19 protein-coding genes and 1 other annotated feature are annotated in these 20,537 nt (G+C 37.6%); of the genes, 5 read left to right on the top strand and 14 right to left on the bottom strand.

The window, feature by feature from the left end:
* Positions 1-7: 7 nt before the first annotated feature.
* Positions 8-736 carry a hypothetical protein gene (locus tag J5J03_RS20865; protein WP_208592310.1) on the top strand — a complete coding sequence of 243 codons (729 nt, stop codon included), beginning with the start codon at positions 8-10 and terminating at the stop codon, positions 734-736.
* A gap of 39 nt (positions 737-775) precedes the next feature.
* Here the strand turns inward: J5J03_RS20865 and J5J03_RS20860 are convergent, their stop codons facing one another.
* From J5J03_RS20860 to J5J03_RS20845, 4 genes are all read right to left on the bottom strand, one after another.
* On the bottom strand, positions 776-946 hold the full coding sequence (locus J5J03_RS20860) for a helix-turn-helix domain-containing protein (RefSeq protein WP_208592309.1): 171 nt from the start codon (positions 944-946) through the stop codon (positions 776-778).
* A gap of 472 nt (positions 947-1,418) precedes the next feature.
* Positions 1,419-2,180 carry a succinate dehydrogenase iron-sulfur subunit gene (gene sdhB, locus J5J03_RS20855; protein WP_208592308.1) on the bottom strand — a complete coding sequence of 254 codons (762 nt, stop codon included), beginning with the start codon at positions 2,178-2,180 and terminating at the stop codon, positions 1,419-1,421.
* A gap of 15 nt (positions 2,181-2,195) precedes the next feature.
* On the bottom strand, positions 2,196-3,947 hold the full coding sequence (gene sdhA / locus J5J03_RS20850) for a succinate dehydrogenase flavoprotein subunit (protein WP_208592307.1): 1,752 nt from the start codon (positions 3,945-3,947) through the stop codon (positions 2,196-2,198).
* A 32-nt stretch (positions 3,948-3,979) separates the two neighbouring features.
* The gene (locus tag J5J03_RS20845; protein ID WP_208592306.1) at positions 3,980-4,588 is read right to left on the bottom strand and encodes a succinate dehydrogenase cytochrome b558 subunit; all 609 of its coding nucleotides are present in this window, start codon (positions 4,586-4,588) and stop codon (positions 3,980-3,982) included.
* Positions 4,589-4,930: 342 nt separating this feature from the next.
* Between J5J03_RS20845 and J5J03_RS20840 the strand changes: the two genes are divergently transcribed.
* Positions 4,931-5,356 (top strand): DUF2507 domain-containing protein, encoded by a 426-nt coding sequence (locus J5J03_RS20840; RefSeq protein WP_208592305.1) that lies wholly within the window; start codon positions 4,931-4,933, stop codon positions 5,354-5,356.
* 75 nt (positions 5,357-5,431) lie between these two features.
* Here J5J03_RS20840 and uvrC read toward each other — a convergent pair whose 3' ends face one another.
* The 7 genes from uvrC to zapA form a co-directional block, all read right to left on the bottom strand.
* Complete coding sequence (gene uvrC / locus J5J03_RS20835) at positions 5,432-7,213, bottom strand: excinuclease ABC subunit UvrC (RefSeq protein WP_231710865.1); 1,782 nt, start codon at positions 7,211-7,213, stop codon at positions 5,432-5,434.
* A gap of 137 nt (positions 7,214-7,350) precedes the next feature.
* Entirely contained in the window at positions 7,351-7,665 is a 315-nt protein-coding gene (trxA, locus tag J5J03_RS20830) for a thioredoxin (protein WP_018931318.1), read from the bottom strand.
* Positions 7,666-7,863: 198 nt separating this feature from the next.
* Positions 7,864-8,271, bottom strand: coding sequence for a DUF350 domain-containing protein (locus J5J03_RS20825; RefSeq protein ID WP_208592303.1), 408 nt, complete (start codon positions 8,269-8,271; stop codon positions 7,864-7,866).
* Positions 8,272-8,285: 14 nt separating this feature from the next.
* Positions 8,286-10,634, bottom strand: a complete 2,349-nt coding sequence (locus J5J03_RS20820; protein WP_208592302.1) for an endonuclease MutS2 — start codon at positions 10,632-10,634, stop codon at positions 8,286-8,288.
* Positions 10,635-10,653: 19 nt separating this feature from the next.
* Positions 10,654-12,366 (bottom strand): DNA polymerase/3'-5' exonuclease PolX, encoded by a 1,713-nt coding sequence (polX, locus tag J5J03_RS20815; protein ID WP_208592301.1) that lies wholly within the window; start codon positions 12,364-12,366, stop codon positions 10,654-10,656.
* A 74-nt stretch (positions 12,367-12,440) separates the two neighbouring features.
* Complete coding sequence (locus tag J5J03_RS20810) at positions 12,441-12,992, bottom strand: CvpA family protein (RefSeq protein WP_208592300.1); 552 nt, start codon at positions 12,990-12,992, stop codon at positions 12,441-12,443.
* A gap of 7 nt (positions 12,993-12,999) precedes the next feature.
* A complete protein-coding gene (zapA, locus tag J5J03_RS20805; RefSeq protein WP_208592299.1) occupies positions 13,000-13,260 on the bottom strand; it encodes a cell division protein ZapA in 261 nt (86 codons plus the stop codon).
* 169 nt (positions 13,261-13,429) lie between these two features.
* Here zapA and rnhC point away from each other — a divergent pair, with 169 nt between their 5' ends.
* Positions 13,430-14,371 (top strand): ribonuclease HIII, encoded by a 942-nt coding sequence (gene rnhC, locus J5J03_RS20800; protein WP_208592298.1) that lies wholly within the window; start codon positions 13,430-13,432, stop codon positions 14,369-14,371.
* Positions 14,372-14,736: 365 nt separating this feature from the next.
* Here rnhC and pheT read toward each other — a convergent pair whose 3' ends face one another.
* From pheT to J5J03_RS20785, 3 genes are all read right to left on the bottom strand, one after another.
* The gene (gene pheT, locus J5J03_RS20795) at positions 14,737-17,163 is read right to left on the bottom strand and encodes a phenylalanine--tRNA ligase subunit beta (protein ID WP_208592297.1); all 2,427 of its coding nucleotides are present in this window, start codon (positions 17,161-17,163) and stop codon (positions 14,737-14,739) included.
* 15 nt (positions 17,164-17,178) lie between these two features.
* Positions 17,179-18,213: a phenylalanine--tRNA ligase subunit alpha gene (gene pheS, locus J5J03_RS20790; RefSeq protein WP_208592296.1), complete on the bottom strand. Its 1,035-nt coding sequence runs from the start codon at positions 18,211-18,213 to the stop codon at positions 17,179-17,181.
* 96 nt (positions 18,214-18,309) lie between these two features.
* Positions 18,310-18,545, bottom strand: a binding site (T-box leader).
* Positions 18,546-18,603: 58 nt separating this feature from the next.
* Entirely contained in the window at positions 18,604-19,344 is a 741-nt protein-coding gene (locus tag J5J03_RS20785; protein ID WP_208592295.1) for a TrmH family RNA methyltransferase, read from the bottom strand.
* A gap of 96 nt (positions 19,345-19,440) precedes the next feature.
* Between J5J03_RS20785 and sspI the strand changes: the two genes are divergently transcribed.
* Both sspI and J5J03_RS22210 read left to right on the top strand, forming a co-directional pair.
* Positions 19,441-19,650: a small acid-soluble spore protein SspI gene (gene sspI, locus J5J03_RS20780; protein WP_208592294.1), complete on the top strand. Its 210-nt coding sequence runs from the start codon at positions 19,441-19,443 to the stop codon at positions 19,648-19,650.
* Positions 19,651-19,877: 227 nt separating this feature from the next.
* Positions 19,878-20,507, top strand: a complete 630-nt coding sequence (locus J5J03_RS22210; RefSeq protein ID WP_269435862.1) for a lytic transglycosylase domain-containing protein — start codon at positions 19,878-19,880, stop codon at positions 20,505-20,507.
* Positions 20,508-20,537: the final 30 nt, after the last annotated feature.

Below are 20,537 nucleotides of genomic sequence, written 5' to 3'. Positions count from 1 at the left end.
AGGTATTATGAAACAAAAGATTCTAGATCGTTTCGCAGCTAATAAAAAATGGAAGGATTACATTAGTTTTAAAAGGTTTGAATGTAAGGCTGCTCTATTAGCAACATTATCTTTACTGATATTTTCAATGTATATTGATATTTACGATAACTTTAATAATTATATTATTGCGTTTCAAAATTTAACAATTTATATTGTTCAAGCACTTTTAGGGCTTCTAGGGATTATTTTAGCTGGAGTAGCAATTATAATCAGTGTCTTTAACAAAAATACCCTTAAAAAAATTAAAGAAATTGGGGAAGATAAAGATTTTATTAATAAAATTCTTATCAGCTTTGAATTTCTCGCCTTCAATACTGGTATAGGAATTCTACTTTTCTTAATTATGCATTTAAGTTTATATTCACAAATACAGCTAGTTGGTAAATTCAATTTATATCTTATTTTTTCAGTTCTTACGTATTTTCTATTCTTTGTGATTTTCTATGCAATTAGTCTAATCGGAAATACTATAAGACTATATTATATTTCAAATTTATATAATGATATAGAGACTGTGGAAAAAAGTGTGTATATCAAAGCAAACGAGATGAGAATCGATTTTATTTTAAATACAATTATCGCGGATGCAAATATCACTCGAGAAGAATTTATAGAAAGTTTGAATGCCTATGTTGAAGCTTCCAATATAGAGAATAAAGATGAAATAAAGGAATATTTCAAAAAATATTACTAATCATTTTATACCTGGAATTGATTAATATTCCAGGTTTTTTTACTTGCAATCATTATGCATTACATTTGAGATATGATTCCTCACAGTTTTTTGCGAAATAAATAACTCTTCGGCGATTTCCTTTGTTGTTTTATCCTGTACTAGTAGCTCAAATACTTCTCTTTCCCTTTTCGTTAGTAATTGCTTCGGCTTGTAGTCATTATCTTTCAAATGTGAACCCCTCCTTGCTAACTTTAGGGCGTTGAAAATAAGAGGGTAATTACTTAGTCAATCTTATAATATGTCAACCACAGTGAAGTTGTGCTCTACAAACGTCTAAATTGGCTACAAGTTTTTATGGATAGTTATTAGCTTAAAAAGGTACATGCGACATCTAGATCGTTATCTTTATTCCCTCACACCTTCTACTGGTACATAATAACTTATGATTGACACTTGAACTTTGCAATCAACTGTAGCCCATTTATTATTAACTAAAGGATTTTTACTAGCAAGTTTATGGTTTTACTGGCAACTCCGGGGGCTACTGGCAACTTTTTGATTTTATTGGCAACTCCGGGGACTTTACTGGCAACTTTTTGATTTTACTGGCAACTCCGGGGGCTTTACTGGCAACTTCACAGCTCCTAAAAGCAACAGAAAACCCTTCTCCATCTCTGGAGAAGGGTTTTGAACAATGATATTAGTGTGCGTTGTCACTTCCGAAGAAGTTTTTGAATGATTGGATGTTGGTATCGCGGTTTAGTGCTGCGATGGAAGTTGTTAAAGGAATACCTTTTGGACAAACTTGTACGCAGTTTTGTGAGTTACCGCATCCTGCTAGACCGCCATCTTCCATTAGTGCTTCTAAACGTTCACTCTTGTTCATCTCACCAGTTGGATGAGAATTGAACAGACGTACTTGTGACAGCGGTGCAGGTCCGATGAAATCGGACTTGCTGTTCACGTTTGGACATGCTTCTAAACAAACACCACATGTCATACATTTGGATAATTCGTATGCCCATTGACGTTTCTTTTCTGGCATTCTTGGTCCAGGGCCAAGATCGTGTGTTCCGTCGATTGGAATCCATGCTTTTACCTTTTTTAAGGAGTCAAACATACGACTACGATCAACGACTAAGTCACGAACAACCGGGAATGTCGACATCGGTGCGATACGGATAGGTTGTTCCAATTTATCTACAAGCGTTGAACAAGCTTGTCGTGGTTCCCCATTAATTACCATCGAACAAGCACCACATACTTCTTCTAAACAATTTGATTCCCATTGAACTGGTGCTACAGACTCTCCGTTTGCATTGACTGGATTTTTTTGTGTTTCCATTAATGCGGAGATGATATTCATATTTTTACGGTAATTTACCTTGAAAGTCTCCTCATAGGGAGCTGAATCTGGACTATCTTGACGAGTTACTATTAGTGTTAATTTCTCCTCTGCCATTTCGCGCTACCCCCTTTATTTTTTCTTACTGTAGTCACGTTTTCTTGGCTTGATTAATGACACATCTACATCTTCATATTCGAATTTCGGTGCTTTATTTTGTTTGTCAAAAGATGCTTTCGTTGTCTTTAACCATTCTTCATCATTACGATCAGGGAATTCTGGTTTGTAATGAGCTCCACGGCTTTCATTACGGTTATATGCCCCTTGCGTAATAACGCGTGCTAAATGAAGCATATTTTTCAATTGACGAGTAAACATAACACCCGAGTTATTCCAACGTGACGTATCGTCCATATTGATGTTTTCCCATCGTTCTAATAATTCCTGGATTTTTTCGTCTGTTTTTAATAGTTTTTCGTTGTCACGTACAACGGTTACGTTATCTGTCATCCATTCCCCAAGCTCTTTGTGGATCTGATACGCATTCTCGTCACCACGCATATTCAATAACGCTTCAAATTGGTCTTTCTCTTCTTTTAATTGGTTATCAAATAAAGTGGATGATACGTCTTCAACTGTTTTTTCCAGGCCATCCATATATTTAATCGCATTAGGTCCGGCAACCATACCACCATAAATAGATGATAGTAATGAGTTAGCACCTAGACGATTGGCACCGTGTTGTGTGTAATCACACTCACCAGCAGCAAAAATACCAGGAATATTAGTCATTTGATCATAATCAACCCACAGACCACCCATGGAGTAATGTACTGCTGGAAATATTTTCATCGGTACTTTACGAGGGTCTTCCCCAACGAACTTCTCGTAAATTTCAATGATACCACCAAGTTTTACATCTAATTCCTTTGGATCTTTGTGTGATAGATCCAAGTAAACCATGTTTTCACCATTGATACCTAATTTTTGGTTGACACAGACATCGAAAATTTCACGTGTTGCAATATCACGTGGTACAAGGTTACCATATGCAGGATATTTCTCTTCTAAGAAATACCATGGCTCTCCATCTTTATAAGTCCATACTCGACCACCTTCACCACGAGCAGATTCACTCATAAGACGAAGCTTATCATCACCCGGGATTGCAGTTGGGTGAATTTGAATGAACTCACCATTTGCATAAATTCCACCTTGTAAGTAAAGAGCTGCAGCGGCTGAGCCAGTATTAATAACAGAGTTGGTAGATTTCCCAAAGATAATACCAGGTCCACCAGACGCTAAAATAGTGGCATCCGCTTTAAATGCTTTTAGTTCATGAGATTTGATGTTTTGGCCGATGATACCTCGTCCAACACCCTCATCATCAATAATAGCCGAAATGAATTCCCATCCTTCATATTTCGTTACAAGTCCTTGTACTTCATAACGACGAACCTGTTCGTCTAATGCATACAATAACTGCTGCCCTGTTGTCGCACCGGCATATGCTGTACGGTGATGTTGTGTACCACCGAAACGACGGAAGTCAAGTAATCCTTCTGGCGTACGGTTAAACATAACTCCCATACGATCGAGCATATGTATAATTCCTGGTGCAGCTTCACACATTGCTTTTACCGGCGGTTGATTGGCTAAAAAGTCACCACCATAAACTGTATCGTCAAAGTGTTCCCAAGGAGAATCTCCTTCCCCTTTCGTATTTACTGCACCGTTAATTCCACCTTGTGCACAAACAGAGTGAGACCTTTTTACAGGTACAATTGATAACAAATCAACGTGTACGCCTGCTTCTGCTGCTTTAATTGTGGCCATTAAACCTGCCAGACCACCACCAACAATAACAATATTGCGATCACTCATTTATACTCACTCCCTTTACTCCCTACTACTTATTAAACAAACGCGAACAATGCGCGAATACCGATATATGTTACTGCTAAGAAAACTAAAAGTGTTGCATATGTAGCAATTTTTTGTGAACGTGGTGTAACGGTAATACCCCAGCTTACTAAAAAGCTCCACAATCCATTTGCGAAGTGGAATGTAGTGGAAACTACACCAAGTACATAAAACCAGAACATGACAGGATTAGCCAAAATGTTTTCCATTAAGCTATAATCTAACTCTTCTGTACCCATTCCAATTTGAACTCGTGTCTCCCAAACGTGCCACACAATAAATACGAGTGTAATGATACCTGTGATACGTTGCAGATAGAACATCCAGTTACGGAAGAAACCATAACGGCTGACATTGTTTTTGGCAACAAATACGATATACACACCCAATACTGCGTGGAATATTATAGGAAGAAAAATAATAAAGATTTCAAGCACTATACGGAATGGTAAATCATGCATAAAGTGTGCCGCTTTATTAAAGCTCTCAGGACCATAAACTGCAAAATGGTTGACAACCAAGTGCTGAATTAAAAAGATCCCGATTGGCACAACCCCTAATAGTGAATGTAACCTGCGATAAAAAAATTCCCTATTCTCCACCTTTTGTGTACCCCCCTCTAGTTCATCATAAATTCAACATACGACTCTTTTTTTGCGCTAAAATTTTAAAGCGCTTTACATCTCGTTGTACGGATTCTATCTTTCATTTCCTACCTCTGACGAGACATCCCATCCAAAGAATTTCGTATATTGGTACCACAACTATTGTACTTCTATCAGGAAAAAGCGTCAAGAAAACGAATTCTTTTTCTTCAAATATTTGTCGATTATAAATGGAAAAACAGAGAAAGTTACTTTTGAACGATTGCAGAAAACAGTAAAAAAGGTGATAATAGTTGTAAAGCGTTAGGTTTTGATTGAGGTAAGAGAGGGGACAATGAAGTGACAAATAAAAAGACAAACATCGCTACAGTACTTGCCAACCTTCAAACAACAAGCAGTGGCTATGATTTACTTCGCTATGTCGGACTACCTGATATGTTGGGACAGGAATCCGATCTTATTTTATATGTCATGGGTAAAAATTTGGCCAGACAAGCGGAATGTGCAACAACAGAAGAAATACAGGAATTTTTTCAACATGTTGGCTGGGGAGAGTTAGCTTTAGCTCACGAAAAGCGGCGTGGTTTTATATATGAATTGGGTGGTAGCTTGGTTAAAGCACGACTGCAAACTTTAAAAGAAATTGATTTTCAACTGGAAGCGGGGTTTTTAGCAGAAACAATGTTCCATTTAACGGACAAAAACTGTGAGTGTGTGCCTGAAGTCAATAAAGACCATGTTATTTTTCACGTCCTACATAATTAATGCCCCTTATTCCTATTAGTCGGCATTGGCCACAGGACGTGGCCAATGCCGACATTTGATTTTAGGAACGGGGTTTTATTCATCTTCCTGAAGATGTTCTAAAATATTCTCTGCAACAGGTTTTGGTATTCCCAGTTTTACAATCGAGTCAACAGATGCCTGTTCGATATCCTTAATTGATTTAAAATGAGTAAGTAATAATTTCTTCCGTTGGGCTCCTACACCATCAATTTCATCCAATTTAGAATGGAAAGCACTTTTTCCTCTGAGCTGACGGTGGAAGGTGATTGCAAATCGGTGTACTTCATCTTGTATCCGTTGAATAAAATAAAATTCCTGTGAACGCCGATCTAATTCGACTACTTCTGGGGGATCTCCATACAATAATTCACTTGTCCGGTGTTTATCATCTTTTGCTAAGCCACATAGTGGAATATCTAGACCTAATTCATTCTCCAATACGTCTATAGCAGCTGACATCTGGCCTTTAGCACCATCGACAAGAATTAAATCAGGCAGTGGTGCTCCTTCTTTTAGTACTCTCGTATATCGCCTGCGGATAACCTCACGCATAGTTTCATAGTCATCAGGACCATCCACTTGTTTAATTTTATATTTTCGATATTCTTTTTTTGCGGGTTTACCATCAATAAAAACGACCATCGCTGATACCGGATCTGTCCCTTGAATATTCGAGTTATCAAAGGATTCAATCCGATGTGGTGTCTCAATATGGAGTTTTTCACCTAATGTTTCGACAGCACGTATAGTACGTTCTTCATCTCGTTCAATTAAGCTGAATTTTTCCTGTAAAGCAATTTCTGCATTTTTCTTCGCTAATTCTACCAATTCCTTCTTTCGACCTCTCATAGGAATATGCACATCTACATCTAATAATTGCTTTAGCAGATTGACATCCGTTGGAATCGGTACGAGAATTTGCTTTGGTTTTGGATGATGGTGATGCATGTAAAAACTGCCGATAAAACTTAGGAAGGTTTCCTCTGCTTCATCATAAAACGGAAATAATGATACATCACGTTCAATTAATTTACCTTGACGGATAAAGAATACTTGTACACACATCCAGCCCTTATCATAGCTGAAGTTAAAGACGTCTCTGTCGACCTGATCCTTCATCGTCATTTTTTGTTGTTCCATGACTGACTCAATATGCTGGATCAAATCACGAAATTCTTTAGCTCTCTCGAAATTTAGATCCTCAGAAGCTACTAGCATTTTTTCTTTTAATTCCGCTTTTATTTTTCTATGTCCACCATTTAAAAAACTCGTGACTTCTTGGGTAATGGTTCGATATTCTTCTTGAGAAGGCGGATGGTCAGAACATGCTAAGCATTGCCCCATATGATAGTAGAGACAATGACGTCCTTTTTGATTATTGCATTTGCGCAATGGATATAAACGATCTAACAATTTTTTCGTTTCCTTTGCTGCCAACACGTTAGGATACGGTCCGAAATATTTCCCCTTATCCTTTTTGACTTTTCTCGTAATAATTAAACGCGGATGTCGTTCATTGGTAATTTTTAAAAAAGGATAGGATTTGTCATCTTTCAATAGTACATTGTATTTTGGATCGTATTTTTTAATTAAGTTCATTTCCAAAATCAATGCTTCAATCTCTGAACTCGTGACAATATACTCAAAGTCTCTTATCTCACGGACAAGACGCTGTGTTTTTTGATCATTAGCCCCAATAAAATAAGAACGGATCCGGTTACGAAGGATCTTTGACTTGCCAACATAAATAATCGTTCCATGCTTATCCTTCATTAAATAACAACCAGGTTGCGCTGGCAACACTGCTAATTTCTCCTTAATATGGTCGTTCACCATTTCACCCCCTGTATTTCAAGTTGATTCTCTCTAGTCTTTGTTTTTCGGTTTAAATATTATTATAGTACAAAAAAAGACGCTTGACGTAAAGAATCCCTTATTATAGGTACTCTATAATAAGGGATAATCTTGTTTTATTAAGCATGTTTGTTGATGAGTTCTACAAGTGCTTCTTTTGGTTGATAACCAACTACTTGGTCAACTACTTCTCCATCTTTGAAAAGAAGAAGTGTTGGAATACTCATTACACCGTATTTTCCAGCTGTTTCTTGGTTTTCATCTACATCAAGTTTTACGATTTTAACTTGATCACTCATTTCACCATCTATTTCTTCTAGAACTGGTGCAATCATTTTACATGGTCCACACCAAGTAGCCCAAAAATCAGCTAATACTAATCCCTCACTAGTTTCATTACTAAAAGTGCTATCGCTAGCTGCTACAATTGCCATTATGAAATTCCTCCTTCATTATTCCGATTTCTTTACAAGTATAACATTGACAAAATAATCAGCCTAATACTTTGCTTATCGTTATTATATGTTGCCAAAATAATGCTATACAGTCATGACATAATAGATTCCTACAGCTAAAAAGATGACTGCTATAACAAGTAAAACATAGGCTAATGTTTTCACGACGCCACTCCTTTACTGAATGCTTGACCCAATAACATAAGATAATCCAACGGAAATCACTAGCGATATAAAGCCTACAGCTCGATTATCGTTGGCAATTTCCTGATCGATTTTATAGGTGGGTGTTAAAAATTCAAAAATAAAGTATCCAAACAACAGTAACAGAAACCCATATCCACCCCATGCAATACTTTCTAAAATCGTATCATTATGTTGTATGGAATAGCGGATAACATTAGCAATCCCAAAAATTTTCCCACCTGTTGCCATCGCAACACTGAAGTTACCCCGTTTAATTTCTTCCCAATTTTTATAAGAAGTGACTAATTCAAATATAACAAGAAATAAAACTAAACATAACACTGCTACACTATAACGGGCTGCGGTTTCGACAAAGATATTTTCCCAAAAATCAGACATGTCATGGCCTCCTTCTATTTTAATTCCATTACTGTGACACCAAGACCACCTTCACCCATATCACCATCTCGCGCACTGGCAACTTTAGAATGGTTCCGGGCAAAGTTTTTAACTCCTTTTCTTAGTGCTCCAGTTCCTTTCCCATGGATGATCGATACTTTGTTATAACCTGCAAGCAAGGCATCGTCAATATATTTCTCTAGTTGTTGTACAGCATCTTCAAACCGTTCCCCACGCAAGTCTAACTCTGGTTTGACATGGTATGCAGAACCTCTGACTGTTGCTAATGGTTTTTCCATTTTCGGCTCTTCTCTTCTAATAAATAAAAGATCTTTTCGTTTTGCCTTCATCTTCATGATACCAATTTGGACCTGGAATTCATTTTTACCTGTCTGTTCTATAATGGTTCCTTTTTGATCCAGTGTTAATAATCGTACTTCATCACCAGGCTTCAACGTTTTTGCTTTGTCTTCATCAATGGACGGTGCATGTTTTTCCTGTTTTTTCGTTAACTCAGGCCTTGCTTCGTTTAATAATTTCTTCGCTTCGATCCATTCATGCTCTTTTAATTCTGCCTCTGTCTGCATATTGCGCAGCTCAGATACAATGGTTTCAGCTTCTTCTCGTGCTTTAGCGACTGCTTTTTCTGCCTTTTCTTCTGCTTTCTTATATAATGCTTCTCGCTCTTTTTCGAACTGTTGCCATTGTTTTTCCAGATCACGTTTTAACTGTTCTGCTCCTTCTAAAATAGCTTGTGCATCGTCATAATCGGTTTCCGCCTTTCGACGCGAATCCTCTAGAGAAGCGATCATATTTTCCACACTTTTCGAATCCGTTCCGATATGTCCTCTAGCATCTTCAATAATGGCTTCATTTAGGCCTAGACGCTTGGAAATTTCAAAGGCATTACTCCGTCCTGGCACACCAATTAGCAGGCGATAAGTTGGCTTTAATGTTTGAATATCAAATTCAACAGATGCATTTGTCACGCCTTCGCGGTTGTATCCATATGCTTTCAATTCCGGATAGTGGGTAGTTGCGATAACCCGAGCTTGTTTGCTCATGACATGATCAAGAATAGACATGGCTAATGCTGCCCCTTCTTGCGGGTCTGTACCAGCACCAAGCTCATCAAATAATAGCAATGATTTTTCGTCGAAAGTATTCAAGATGTCTACAATGTTCGTCATATGCGAGGAAAAAGTACTTAAGCTTTGCTCAATCGACTGTTCATCACCTATGTCTGCGAATACATCCGAAAACACGGCTAACTCACAACCGTCTAGTGCGGGAATCTGTAATCCCGATTGGGCCATTAAGGTACAGAGTCCTACCATTTTTAAGGTAACGGTCTTACCACCCGTATTGGGACCTGTTATGACAATTGCCGTGAAGTCTACACCTAATTCCACATCATTTGCTACGACTTCTTCTGCGGGAATCAGCGGATGGCGCGCCTGTTTCATCTTGATGACCCCACGATCATTCATAGCTGGCCTGCTCGCTTTCATTTGATGACTTAATTTTGCTCTCGCAAAAATAAAATCAATCTTAGCAAGTGCTTCAACATTTTGTATTAAGAATCCTTCATCAGCAGCAATTCTTTGTGACAAATCTTTTAAAATTCGTTCCATTTCTCTTTTTTCTTCGACTCGTGCTGCTTGTAGTTGATTATTTAATTCCACAACTGATTGTGGCTCCATAAACAATGTCTGCCCTGATGCAGATTGATCATGAACAATACCGCCAACAGCAGAGCGATACTCTTGTTTTACTGGCAGCACATAACGATCATTACGAATTGTAATAATGGCATCTGACAGCATTTTTGCTTTCGTTTTTGTAACATTATCTAAACGATCTCTCACCTTATTTTCATTAGTACGAATTTTAGATCGTAATCCCCGTAATTTATCACTTGCTCCATCCATCATATGTCCATGATCATCAATACAGCTTTTGATTTCTCGTTCTAGTTCATTTAAGGGGACAATTTCATCTGCTAAGCTCTGAATAATTGGTATTTCGATATCTTCTAATTTATCAATAAAAAGCTTTAACTGTTTACCACCATAAATGGTACTAGCGACATCCAGACATTCATGGGTAGTCAATATCCCTCCAATAACAGCTCTTTGTACACTAGGTTTGATATCGGAAATGCCACCGAGTGGGACATTGCCTTTTAAGCGAATGACATGATAGGCTTCATCTGTTTCCTCTTGCCAATTCACAACTTGATCGAGATCCGTTGATGGCTTCAAGTTACGTATTTTTTCGATACCTAGAGACGAAGCAGCTTTTTCAGCTAGTTGATCGATAATTTTATGAAATTCTAAAACATGAAGAATTCTTTCGTTCATAAACGGACCTCCTTATTGTTTATTTCGTTAAAAATTCGATTAATTGTTCTTTCGTCCATGTATTTACGACGGTTTGTTTTTTTAGTTTACCTCTTCTGGCCGTTCCTACCCCTGTTGTCATGTCTTCTAACATAGCATAGCTGTGGGCATCCGTATTGATCGCAATAGGAACACCTTGTTGTTGGGCAAGCTCCACCCACTTAGCTGCTAAATCAAGACGATTTGGGTTCGCATTTAATTCTAATATGGTGTTGGTTTCTTTTGCTTTTTCGATCAACCATTCTACATCAACTGGATATCCGTCTCTTCTGCCTAGAAGTCTTCCTGTAGGATGAGCAATCATATCGACATTCGGATTCTCTAACGCATTTAGTAAACGTTCATGAATCTTTTCTTGTGATTGCTGAAAACTAGAGTGGATCGACGCGATCACAAAATCAAGTTTTTGTAGAAAGTCATCATCAAAATCCAAGCGTCCATCAGGTAAAATATCCATTTCAATACCAGCAAAAATATGAATATCTGGATGTTTTGCTTGTACTTGATCGATTTCTTTCCGCTGTAATCGTAAGCGCTCCTCGTTTAAGCCATTTGCAACACGAAGATATTTGGAATGATCAGTGATGGCAATAAATTCATAGCCTTTTTCTTTTGCACGGATCACCATCTCTTCTAAAGATTGTGCACCATCACTCCACGTGGTGTGCATATGCAGATCTCCGCGAATCGCTGCTTCATCCACTAAGTCTATCTCTGCTTTCGCTAGTTCTATTTCATCTTTTCCTTCACGGATCTCTGGAGGGATGTAGTGAAGTCCAAAACTTTCATAAAATGCTGCTTCCGTATCAAATGTTTCAACTTCACCTGTATCTACATCCTCTACACCATATTCACTAATTTTTTTACCTTGTGCTTTTGCCAGCTGTCTCATCAAGACGTTATGGTCTTTCGAACCAGTAAAATGATGTAGTGTTGTCGGGAACTCTTTTTCTGTAACTAAGCGGAAATCTACACTTATATCGAAACGCCCTTCCACAACAATCGAAACCTTCGTATCTCCAGCGGCAATTGTGTCAATGAGGTCTTCAAAACGTAATAACTTTTCACGTACAATTTCCGGTTCATCAGTTGCAATGATAAAATCCAGATCTTTGACCGTCTCCCGAAAACGTCGCATACTACCAGCAATAGAAAACTGCTTAATCTCTTCAATCGTATAAAGAAACGCTTCAATCTTCTCAACAATGGCTACTACTATTGATACTGGTAAACGTTCCGGCCGAGCTCCAGCGCTATTTAATGCTTCTAAAATTTTTTCCTCTGTCTTTTTACCAAAACCTTTTAACCCACGAATCTCCCCTTTTTCACATGCTTCTCTTAATGTTTGTTCATTGATAATATTTAGTTCTTGATACAGCTTAGCTAATTTCTTACCCCCAAGTCCTTGTAGGTTTAACAGCGGGATTAACCCTTGCGGTACCTCTTTCTCTAACTGTTTTAAAGTATCTGATTCACCCTTGTCAATAAACTCATTCATAACCGTTGCCGTTCCTTTGCCGACTCCTTGTAATTTAGTAAAGTCGTCTATTTCCGTTAGAGAACGGTCATCTCGTTCCAGTGCTTGTGCTGCTTTACGATAAGCAGAGATTTTAAACGGATTTTCACCTTTTAATTCGAGATAAGTGGCTATTTTTTCTAGTAGCTTGATGACATCTTTTTTGTTAACAGACATCTTGATTCCCTCACTTTTTTTATTCTACATGTGAAATACCCTTGCTTACTCCAATGGCAAGGGTATATGATGGATTAACCATTATTGAATGGATCATTTTCAAACCAATACGTTGTTAATTTATCCGTTAATACTGGTGTATGTTCAATAATATAAGTGGCAATACTTGAACCATCAATATAGTCCTGAATAACGGAGACAGGTGCAAGTGCTAAAATATAAAGTGTAACAAAAATAAGTAAATAAACTTCTATAAATCCTAAAATAGCTCCAAGCCAACTATTGATAACATTCAACAGTGGTAAATCCGCAACAAAATCAAGCATAGTTGCTACGATTTGCAAGATAATTTTAGTTACAAAGAATAAAGCACCAAACGCAATCGCATTATAATAGGCTGCTTCTAAAGGTAATGACTCTAAAAAGACAGCCCATGAAGAATCAGACATTACCTCAGGATATGGTATCCATAATTCTAATTTTGAAGCAACATCATCGTAATATGTAGCTGCTACAATAAAAGCAATAATAAACGCAGTAAGATGAAGTACTTGCAGTATAAAACCTCTTCTCAGACCAACAAGTACCCCGATAATTAATAAAACAATCAATATAAAGTTCACCATGACAAAATTATTCCTCTTTCTCCTCTAGTAATTTTTGTAATACTTCAAACTCTTCTTTCAGTTTCATATAATCATTCATTGTATTTACAGCTGTCAGAACAGCCAAGTTAGTGGAATCTAATGATTTATTCACAGCATGAATTTCACGCATTTTTTCATCTACTAAATTTGCTACAGCTCGGATTTGTTCAGGTTTTTCATTTCCTACAATATTATATGATCTTCCATATATATCAACGGTTGTTCGTGATTTTTCTGGCTGGGACACCATGATTCCCCCTTCTAGACAAATAACCTTAAAATTAATATTAACATGAAGCAACCAAATAGAAAACTATTCTGATAAAACCTATCTCTGTTATACTTATAGAAAAAGGAGTGCGCCCAGTTACAGCCTCCTCTTTTATACTCTTATGTTAAAGAAAGGACGAATGTTGTTGTCAAATATCGTATTACAATTTTCCAAAAGTGAGTTATCTAAGGTTAAAGAATACTACGAAAAATATATTACCAAAATTCCGCCAAATAGTCTTTTCTTAGCAAAAGTTAACCATGTAACGGTTACTGCCTACAAATCCGGAAAGGTTATGTTTCAAGGTGATCATGCTCAACAAGAAGCAGGGAAATGGAATGCACAGTCTATACAGCAATCTTCCCCCAACCGCGCTAAAGATTCGGTTAACGAGCATGAATATCAGCCACCTGAAACACTTTATAGACATGCACATATTGGCACAGATGAAGCAGGCACTGGTGACTATTTTGGCCCGATCACTGTTAGTGCTGTTTATGTCCCAGAGGAAAAAGTCCAGTTACTCCAATCCTTGGGCATTACCGATTCCAAAACATTAACAGATGCCAATATAGCCTTACTAGCGAAAGAAATTGTCCGAGAGAAGATTCCTTACACTTTGTTAACATTAGATAATACAAAATATAATAAATTGCAGAAAAAAGGCTGGAATCAAGGCAAAATGAAGGCCATGCTCCACCAGCATGCCATCCAAAAATTATTGACAAAAATCGGGCAAGCACCTAGCCATGGTATCCTAATCGATCAATTTTGTCAGCCATCCTCCTACCTAAAACATATCGGTCAAGAGGGCATGAAATTAGAGAAAAACACCTTTTTTAAGACGAAAGCCGAAAGTTATTCCACTTCTGTTGCCGCTGCCTCGATCATTGCACGTGCTAAGTTTGTGAAAGAGATGGATCAAATGTCCAAGCAGTACGGCTTCACGATTCCAAAAGGGGCTTCCAGTAAAGTCGATGAAGCTGCAGCATACTTTATTAAAAAAAATGGGTTAGATACATTATCTCAAGTCGCGAAAATGCACTTTGCTAATACGGATAAAGCTTTGAAATATATAAAAAGTTAAGTTGCTTTATTCTAAATGATATCAATTTACCTATGTAATAGTTTTGAGATTTTTATACAGTAACACCACCACTCCGGCTGCCCACTTCCCTTTCCGTGGGGGTTGTCATTCAGCTAACTTTTTCGAGCCAAAACCGCTCGAAAAAGTGGATCTTCAGGCCAAACAATTCCCACAGGAGTGAAAGTGGGCGGCCTACGCTAAGTACTACTCTACAACATATGTCAGAGCTAGAAACTTGGATTATTATTCCATAAAAGCGCTAAAATATAGCATGGAAACCTCTAAAAAAGTTATGATACCAATGTTTATATACTTTCCTTACAAAGTGAGAAAGGCTGCAACTATTCAACGTTGCAGCCTTTTATTTACCCTCTTAATTCCGCATTATGTTCGTTTGCTACTGCATCTAGAATCGCTTGGTAAGAAGATTCTACTTCTTCATCTGTTAGCGTTCGTTCAGGGTCTTGGTAGAATAAGCTGAAAGCAATCGACTTCTTACCTTCTGCTAAATGCTCGCCTTGGTACACATCAAATACTTGAATATCTTTCACCAATTCTCCGCCAGCATGTGCGATCGCTGCTTGTAATGCACCTGCCTGGACAGATTCATCGACAACTATTGCAATATCTCTTGTTACACTTGGATAACGAGGTATCTTGGCAAAGCTAGGTTCATTTTCATGGATGCTAAGAATGTAATCAAAATCGATATCAAACACGAATGTTTCTTTCAAATCATATTCTTTTTGTAATTGCGGATGCACCTGTCCAACAAAACCTATTGCCTGATCACCTATGAATAATTGAGCTGTTCTACCAGGATGCATTCCGTCCACTTTTGCCTGAACAAAAGTAACATTAAGATTTAATGATTCAAATAAAGCTTCTACAATTCCTTTCACAACAAAGAAATCTACTGTTTTTTTCTCTTGTTGCCATGGATGTGTGAGCCATTCTCCTGTTAGCGCACCAGCTAATCTTACTTTTTCATCCGGTTGTCGTGTCACTTTTTCTTCTTTTGAAATGAAGATACTACCTAATTCATAATAAGCTACATTTACTTGCTTACGAGCTAGGTTATAGGCAACAGATGATAGCATTTCTGGCAAGATGCTTAAACGTAAAGTACTGTGCTCTTCACTCATCGGCATTGCTAGGGAGACAGAAGAAACCATTGCTTCAGCTACTTCAGGACTAACAAGTTCAGTTGCTCGCTCCTTACTTGTTAATGAATAGGTTACCGTTTCAGATAGGCCGGCACCTTCTAAGAATCGTTTAACATAGCGTTTTAGTTCTTGCTGTTTTGTAAGACCTCCTGCTTGTGCACCTCCACTTGGTAATGTGAAAGGTAAATTGTCATAGCCATAAATTCGTGCTACTTCTTCTAACATATCTTCAAAGATAACAATATCCTGACGACGAGTTGGTGCATAAACAGTAAATGTCTCACCGTCCTGCTCATAATTAAAATTTAATTTTCGTAAAATATCAGCAATATCATCATTAGAAATATTTGTTCCCAAGCGATCATTAATCGTAGATGTCCAAATCGTTACAGTTTTCTCTGAATAATCTAAATGATCATACTCAAAAACACCATTTAACACAGTTGCTCCTGCATATTCTTGTAGCAATTTACAAGCTCTTTCACCAGCTTTCTGAACACGATTAGGATCTACTCCTTTTTCAAATCGATTGCTTGCTTCACTACGTAAGTCAAAATCTTTAGCTGCTTTACGGACGGTTTGCCCTTCAAAATATGCTGCCTCTAATAATACCGTGGTAGTTTGCTCAGAAACCTCTGAATCGGCACCACCCATCACACCTGCAAGTGCCACCGGTTCTTTTCCATTGGTAATCACTAAATGTTCACTTGTTAATGTACGTTCCTGATTATCTAGTGTAACAAGTTTTTCTCCTTCATGCGCCATTCTGATAACTACTTCATCTGAACCAAACTTATCAAAATCAAATGCATGCAATGGTTGACCATATTCTAATAACACATAGTTCGTAATATCTACCACATTATTTATTGGTCGAATACCTGCTGCCATTAAGTAATTACGCATCCATAGTGGTGCCGGACCAATTTTTACATCTTTTAATAAAAACGCACCGTAGTATGGATTTTGCTCTGCAGCTTCTACTTTGACGGAAACATAATTTTCCACTTTCTCTTCTTCAGTATGGTAATTCGTGTGTGGCAAACGAATTGGTACATCTAAAATAGCCGCTACTTCATATGCAACACCTAGCATACTTAATGCATCTGAACGGTTTGGTGTTAAACCAAGTTCCATAATAATATCATCGAGGTTCAATAGTTCGTTTACATCTGCACCAATTTCTGCATCTTCCGGAAATACGAAAATGCCACTAGCAAATTCTTTTGGTACAAACTTTTCTTCTACTCCTAATTCTTGCAGGGAGCAAATCATACCATTGGATTCCACACCACGTAGTTTTGCTTTTTTTATTTTAAAGTTTCCAGGTAAAACGGCACCAGGCTTTGCTACAGCAACCTTTTGACCTTGGGCTATATTCGGTGCACCACAGATGATTTGCAGTGTTTCCTCACCTACATTCACCTGACATAGATTTAATTTATCTGCATTCGGGTGTTTTTCACAGCTTTCCACATAACCAACAACGACATTATTTGCTGGGCTTGCAAAGCGCTCTAACCCTTCTACTTCAATCCCTGATTTGGTAATAAGTTCCGCCAAATCTTCCGGGGATAATTGATCGATATCTACATAATTTTTTAACCAATTTAATGATACAAACATGTTTCAGCCTCCTCCTTATGCTTGATGATACTGCTTCAAGAATCGCATATCATTAGTATAGAAATGACGAATATCGTCCACACCGTATTTCAACATCGCAATTCGCTCTGGCCCCATACCGAATGCAAAACCACTGTATACTTTCGGATCATACCCTGCCATTTCCAATACACGGGGATGTACCATTCCGGCACCTAGAATTTCGATCCAGCCAGTTTGCTTACATACGCTGCATCCTTCTCCGTTACATACTTTACACGAAATATCCATCTCAACCGATGGTTCTGTAAAAGGGAAGAAGCTGGGACGTAAGCGAATCTCGCGTTCTTGGCCAAACATCTGCTTCGCAAACCGGTCCAGTACACCTTTCAAGTCACTCATGCGCACGTTTTTGTCTACATAAAGCCCTTCGATTTGCGTAAATTGATGTGAGTGTGTCGCATCATCGGTATCACGACGATACACTTTGCCAGGACAAATCATTTTTACAGGACGTTTATCCTCCATCGCATTCATGGTTCTTGCTTGTACAGGTGAAGTATGCGTACGCATCAATATTTCTTCGGTTATATAAAAAGAATCTTGCATGTCACGTGCAGGGTGTCCTTTTGGCAAGTTTAATGCCTCGAAATTATAATAGTCTGTTTCCACTTCTGGACCTTCACTCACTTCGAATCCCATTCCGATGAATAAGTCTTCAATCTCTTCAACAATACTTGTTAATAGGTGTGGGCCCCCTGTTGGAACAGGTCGTCCTGGTAAAGTAACATCAATTGTTTCTTCTTCCAATTGTTTTTCGAGCTCTGCAGCTTCAATTGATGCCTTTTTGCTATCAATAGCGTCTGCAATATTACCTCTTACTTTATTAGCTAATTCACCGATTACCGGGCGTTCTTCTTTCGATAATTTACCCATACCTCTCAACACTTCTGTGATCGGACCTTTTTTACCTAAATAGGCAACTCTTACATCTTGTAATTCCTTGAGCGATGTTGCATCATCTACTTTTTCTAGTGCTTCTTTTTCTAATGCTTGTAATTGTTCTTTCATTTTGTGAACCTCCTTCTTTTATTCAAAACTCATTACAGTCTGCTTTTTTGGCATGTATACCTAAAGGAAAGCAATTAAAAAAGTCCCGTCCCTAAAAAAAGGGACGAGACTGTATGTATCGCGGTACCACCCTTGTTGATATAGTTCACTATATCCACTCAAGTTAAAAGATAACGGTATAAACCGGAACACCTTTACTTATCAACTAAGGTCCAAGTGCCAGCTCCAGAGTGAAATTTCAACATGTGATCGTTAGAAGCATTTCCAGTCTGTGATGCTTCTTCCCTTGAAACGATATGTCACACATTTACTAGCTCTTTCGACGCTTTTATAAATGTTTTTACTTCATATAGTATAAGCAAGCATTGCAAATGTTGCAAGTCCAACTGTTTAATTTTTTGCTACTTCATACATAAGAATAGCTGCGGCAATGCTGACATTTAATGACTCTGCCTGCCCATATATCGGAATTTTAACATTTTGAGTGGCTTTTTTCATTAAATCAGGATCAACACCAGATCCTTCATTGCCAACCACTATTGCAAGCTTATCCGGTACATCTATTTCATGATAAAAAGTCGCATTGTCCAAACCTGTTGACCATACTATAGTATCTTCCTGCTGTAATCGATCGACTTCCTCATGTAAATCTGCTTCATAAATATGAAGATGGAACATAGAACCTTGGGTAGATCGAATGACCTTATCATTAAACAAATCAACGGTACCTTTTCCTAAAATGATGGTGTCAAATCCTGCAGCATCTGCAGTTCGGATCATTGTCCCAAGATTGCCTGGATCTTGAACACGATCTACCAACAAAGCGCGTTGAAGATGTCTTTCTCTTGATTCATTCTTCCTCACCACTGCCAATATTCCTTGAGGTGTTTTCGTTTCCGTTAGAGCAATCATTACATTATCTGAAACCTCATATAATGGGTAATGCTGCCATTCTGGATTAACCTCTACTCCCATTTGGTAGATAATTTCTGTTATTTCCCAATTACTTTTATGTGCTTCTTCAATGAGATGAAAGCCTTCAATTATGAATTTCGACTCGATATCTCGCTCTTTTTTCTTTTTTAATTTTCGCCAATTCTTTACCTTTTCATTCTTAACAGATGTTAGCATTTAACTCATTCCTCTTTTTTGATGTTTCTATCATACATATTATCCTTTATAAAGGTCAAACTATAATGAAAAATGTAAAAGATGTGGGGTGATGATATGGATTTAAATTTACGAAAAGCAATCATGTCCAATGTATCAGGTAATTCAGCTAATGATTTAGAAGCTACTATTGTCGATGCGATTCAAAGTGGGGAAGAAAAGATGCTTCCTGGTCTTGGTGTTTTGTTTGAATTATATTGGCAACAAGCAGACGAATCAGAAAAATCAGAGGTTCTTGATACTTTAGAACAAGCAGTTAATCAATAAAACCCAAAGAATTCCGATCATCCTAAAACGATGATCGGAACTTTTGTGTTGGTATCGTGGTTTAGCAATGGCTCCATTCATTTTATCAGTCACTTTCAAATATTTATCAGTCATTCTCTACATTTCCATAAGCTTAGCTCTTTCCTTTTCAAGATATTGCTTTTTCAACTGATAAATTGTATATTTATTATAATAGATATATTTTACTAAAAAGGGAGAGCGTTTCATTGAACGTACAATCGATTTATCATTTAATGCAAATGCAGGCGATGTCTACTTTGACAGGTAATTCTAATACCAATGATACAGAGACTGATTTTAGTCAATTATTGCAATCCTTAATCGGAAATTCTTCCGATACATCTAACAAGAGTGAGATACCTGCTGAATACTTTCTTAATAATCCTGAGACGGCCCAGTCAATAAGGTCACAATTAAATGCCAACCCAGTTACAGATATATCAGATAATACGAGATTTACTTCTGATATTTCTGCTATCATTGAACAAGCAGCAAACCAATATAATGTCGATCCACAATTAATTGATGCGGTTATCCAAACAGAATCAAATTATAACCAACAGGCTGTCAGCCATGCTGGAGCTCAGGGTTTAATGCAATTAATGCCTGAAACAGCTAAAGGATTGGGGGTTCAAAACCCATTTGACCCAGTTGAAAATATTTTAGGCGGAGCAAAATATTTAAAACAAATGTTGGATCGGTATGATGGCAACAAAACTTTAGCATTAGCTGCGTATAATGCAGGTCCAGGAAATGTTGATAAATATAATGATGTTCCCCCTTTCTCAGAAACACAATCCTATGTACAAAAAGTACTGGGCAAATACTTAGCATAACTAGAATGAGTAAACAAAACATAAATAACT

Origin of the sequence: Gracilibacillus suaedae (assembly GCF_017599345.1) — a bacterium.
GTDB lineage: Bacteria > Bacillota > Bacilli > Bacillales > Amphibacillaceae > Gracilibacillus > Gracilibacillus suaedae.
Note: the sequence above shows the minus strand (reverse complement) of the source record. Positions and strands in the feature narration are given on the sequence as shown.

Coding starts and splice junctions, on each gene's coding strand:
- sdhB (WP_208592308.1), bottom strand. CDS start 2,180: ATGGCAGAGGAGAAATTAACACTAATAGTAACTCGTCAAGATAGTCCA.
- J5J03_RS20785 (WP_208592295.1), bottom strand. CDS start 19,344: ATGCTAACATCTGTTAAGAATGAAAAGGTAAAGAATTGGCGAAAATTA.
- sspI (WP_208592294.1), top strand. CDS start 19,441: ATGGATTTAAATTTACGAAAAGCAATCATGTCCAATGTATCAGGTAAT.
- sdhA (WP_208592307.1), bottom strand. CDS start 3,947: ATGAGTGATCGCAATATTGTTATTGTTGGTGGTGGTCTGGCAGGTTTA.
- J5J03_RS20865 (WP_208592310.1), top strand. CDS start 8: ATGAAACAAAAGATTCTAGATCGTTTCGCAGCTAATAAAAAATGGAAG.
- pheT (WP_208592297.1), bottom strand. CDS start 17,163: ATGTTTGTATCATTAAATTGGTTAAAAAATTATGTAGATATCGATCAA.
- uvrC (WP_231710865.1), bottom strand. CDS start 7,213: ATGGTGAACGACCATATTAAGGAGAAATTAGCAGTGTTGCCAGCGCAA.
- pheS (WP_208592296.1), bottom strand. CDS start 18,213: ATGAAAGAACAATTACAAGCATTAGAAAAAGAAGCACTAGAAAAAGTA.
- J5J03_RS20825 (WP_208592303.1), bottom strand. CDS start 8,271: ATGTCTGATTTTTGGGAAAATATCTTTGTCGAAACCGCAGCCCGTTAT.
- trxA (WP_018931318.1), bottom strand. CDS start 7,665: ATGGCAATTGTAGCAGCTAGCGATAGCACTTTTAGTAATGAAACTAGT.
- polX (WP_208592301.1), bottom strand. CDS start 12,366: ATGTCTGTTAACAAAAAAGATGTCATCAAGCTACTAGAAAAAATAGCC.
- J5J03_RS20820 (WP_208592302.1), bottom strand. CDS start 10,634: ATGAACGAAAGAATTCTTCATGTTTTAGAATTTCATAAAATTATCGAT.
- J5J03_RS20810 (WP_208592300.1), bottom strand. CDS start 12,992: ATGGTGAACTTTATATTGATTGTTTTATTAATTATCGGGGTACTTGTT.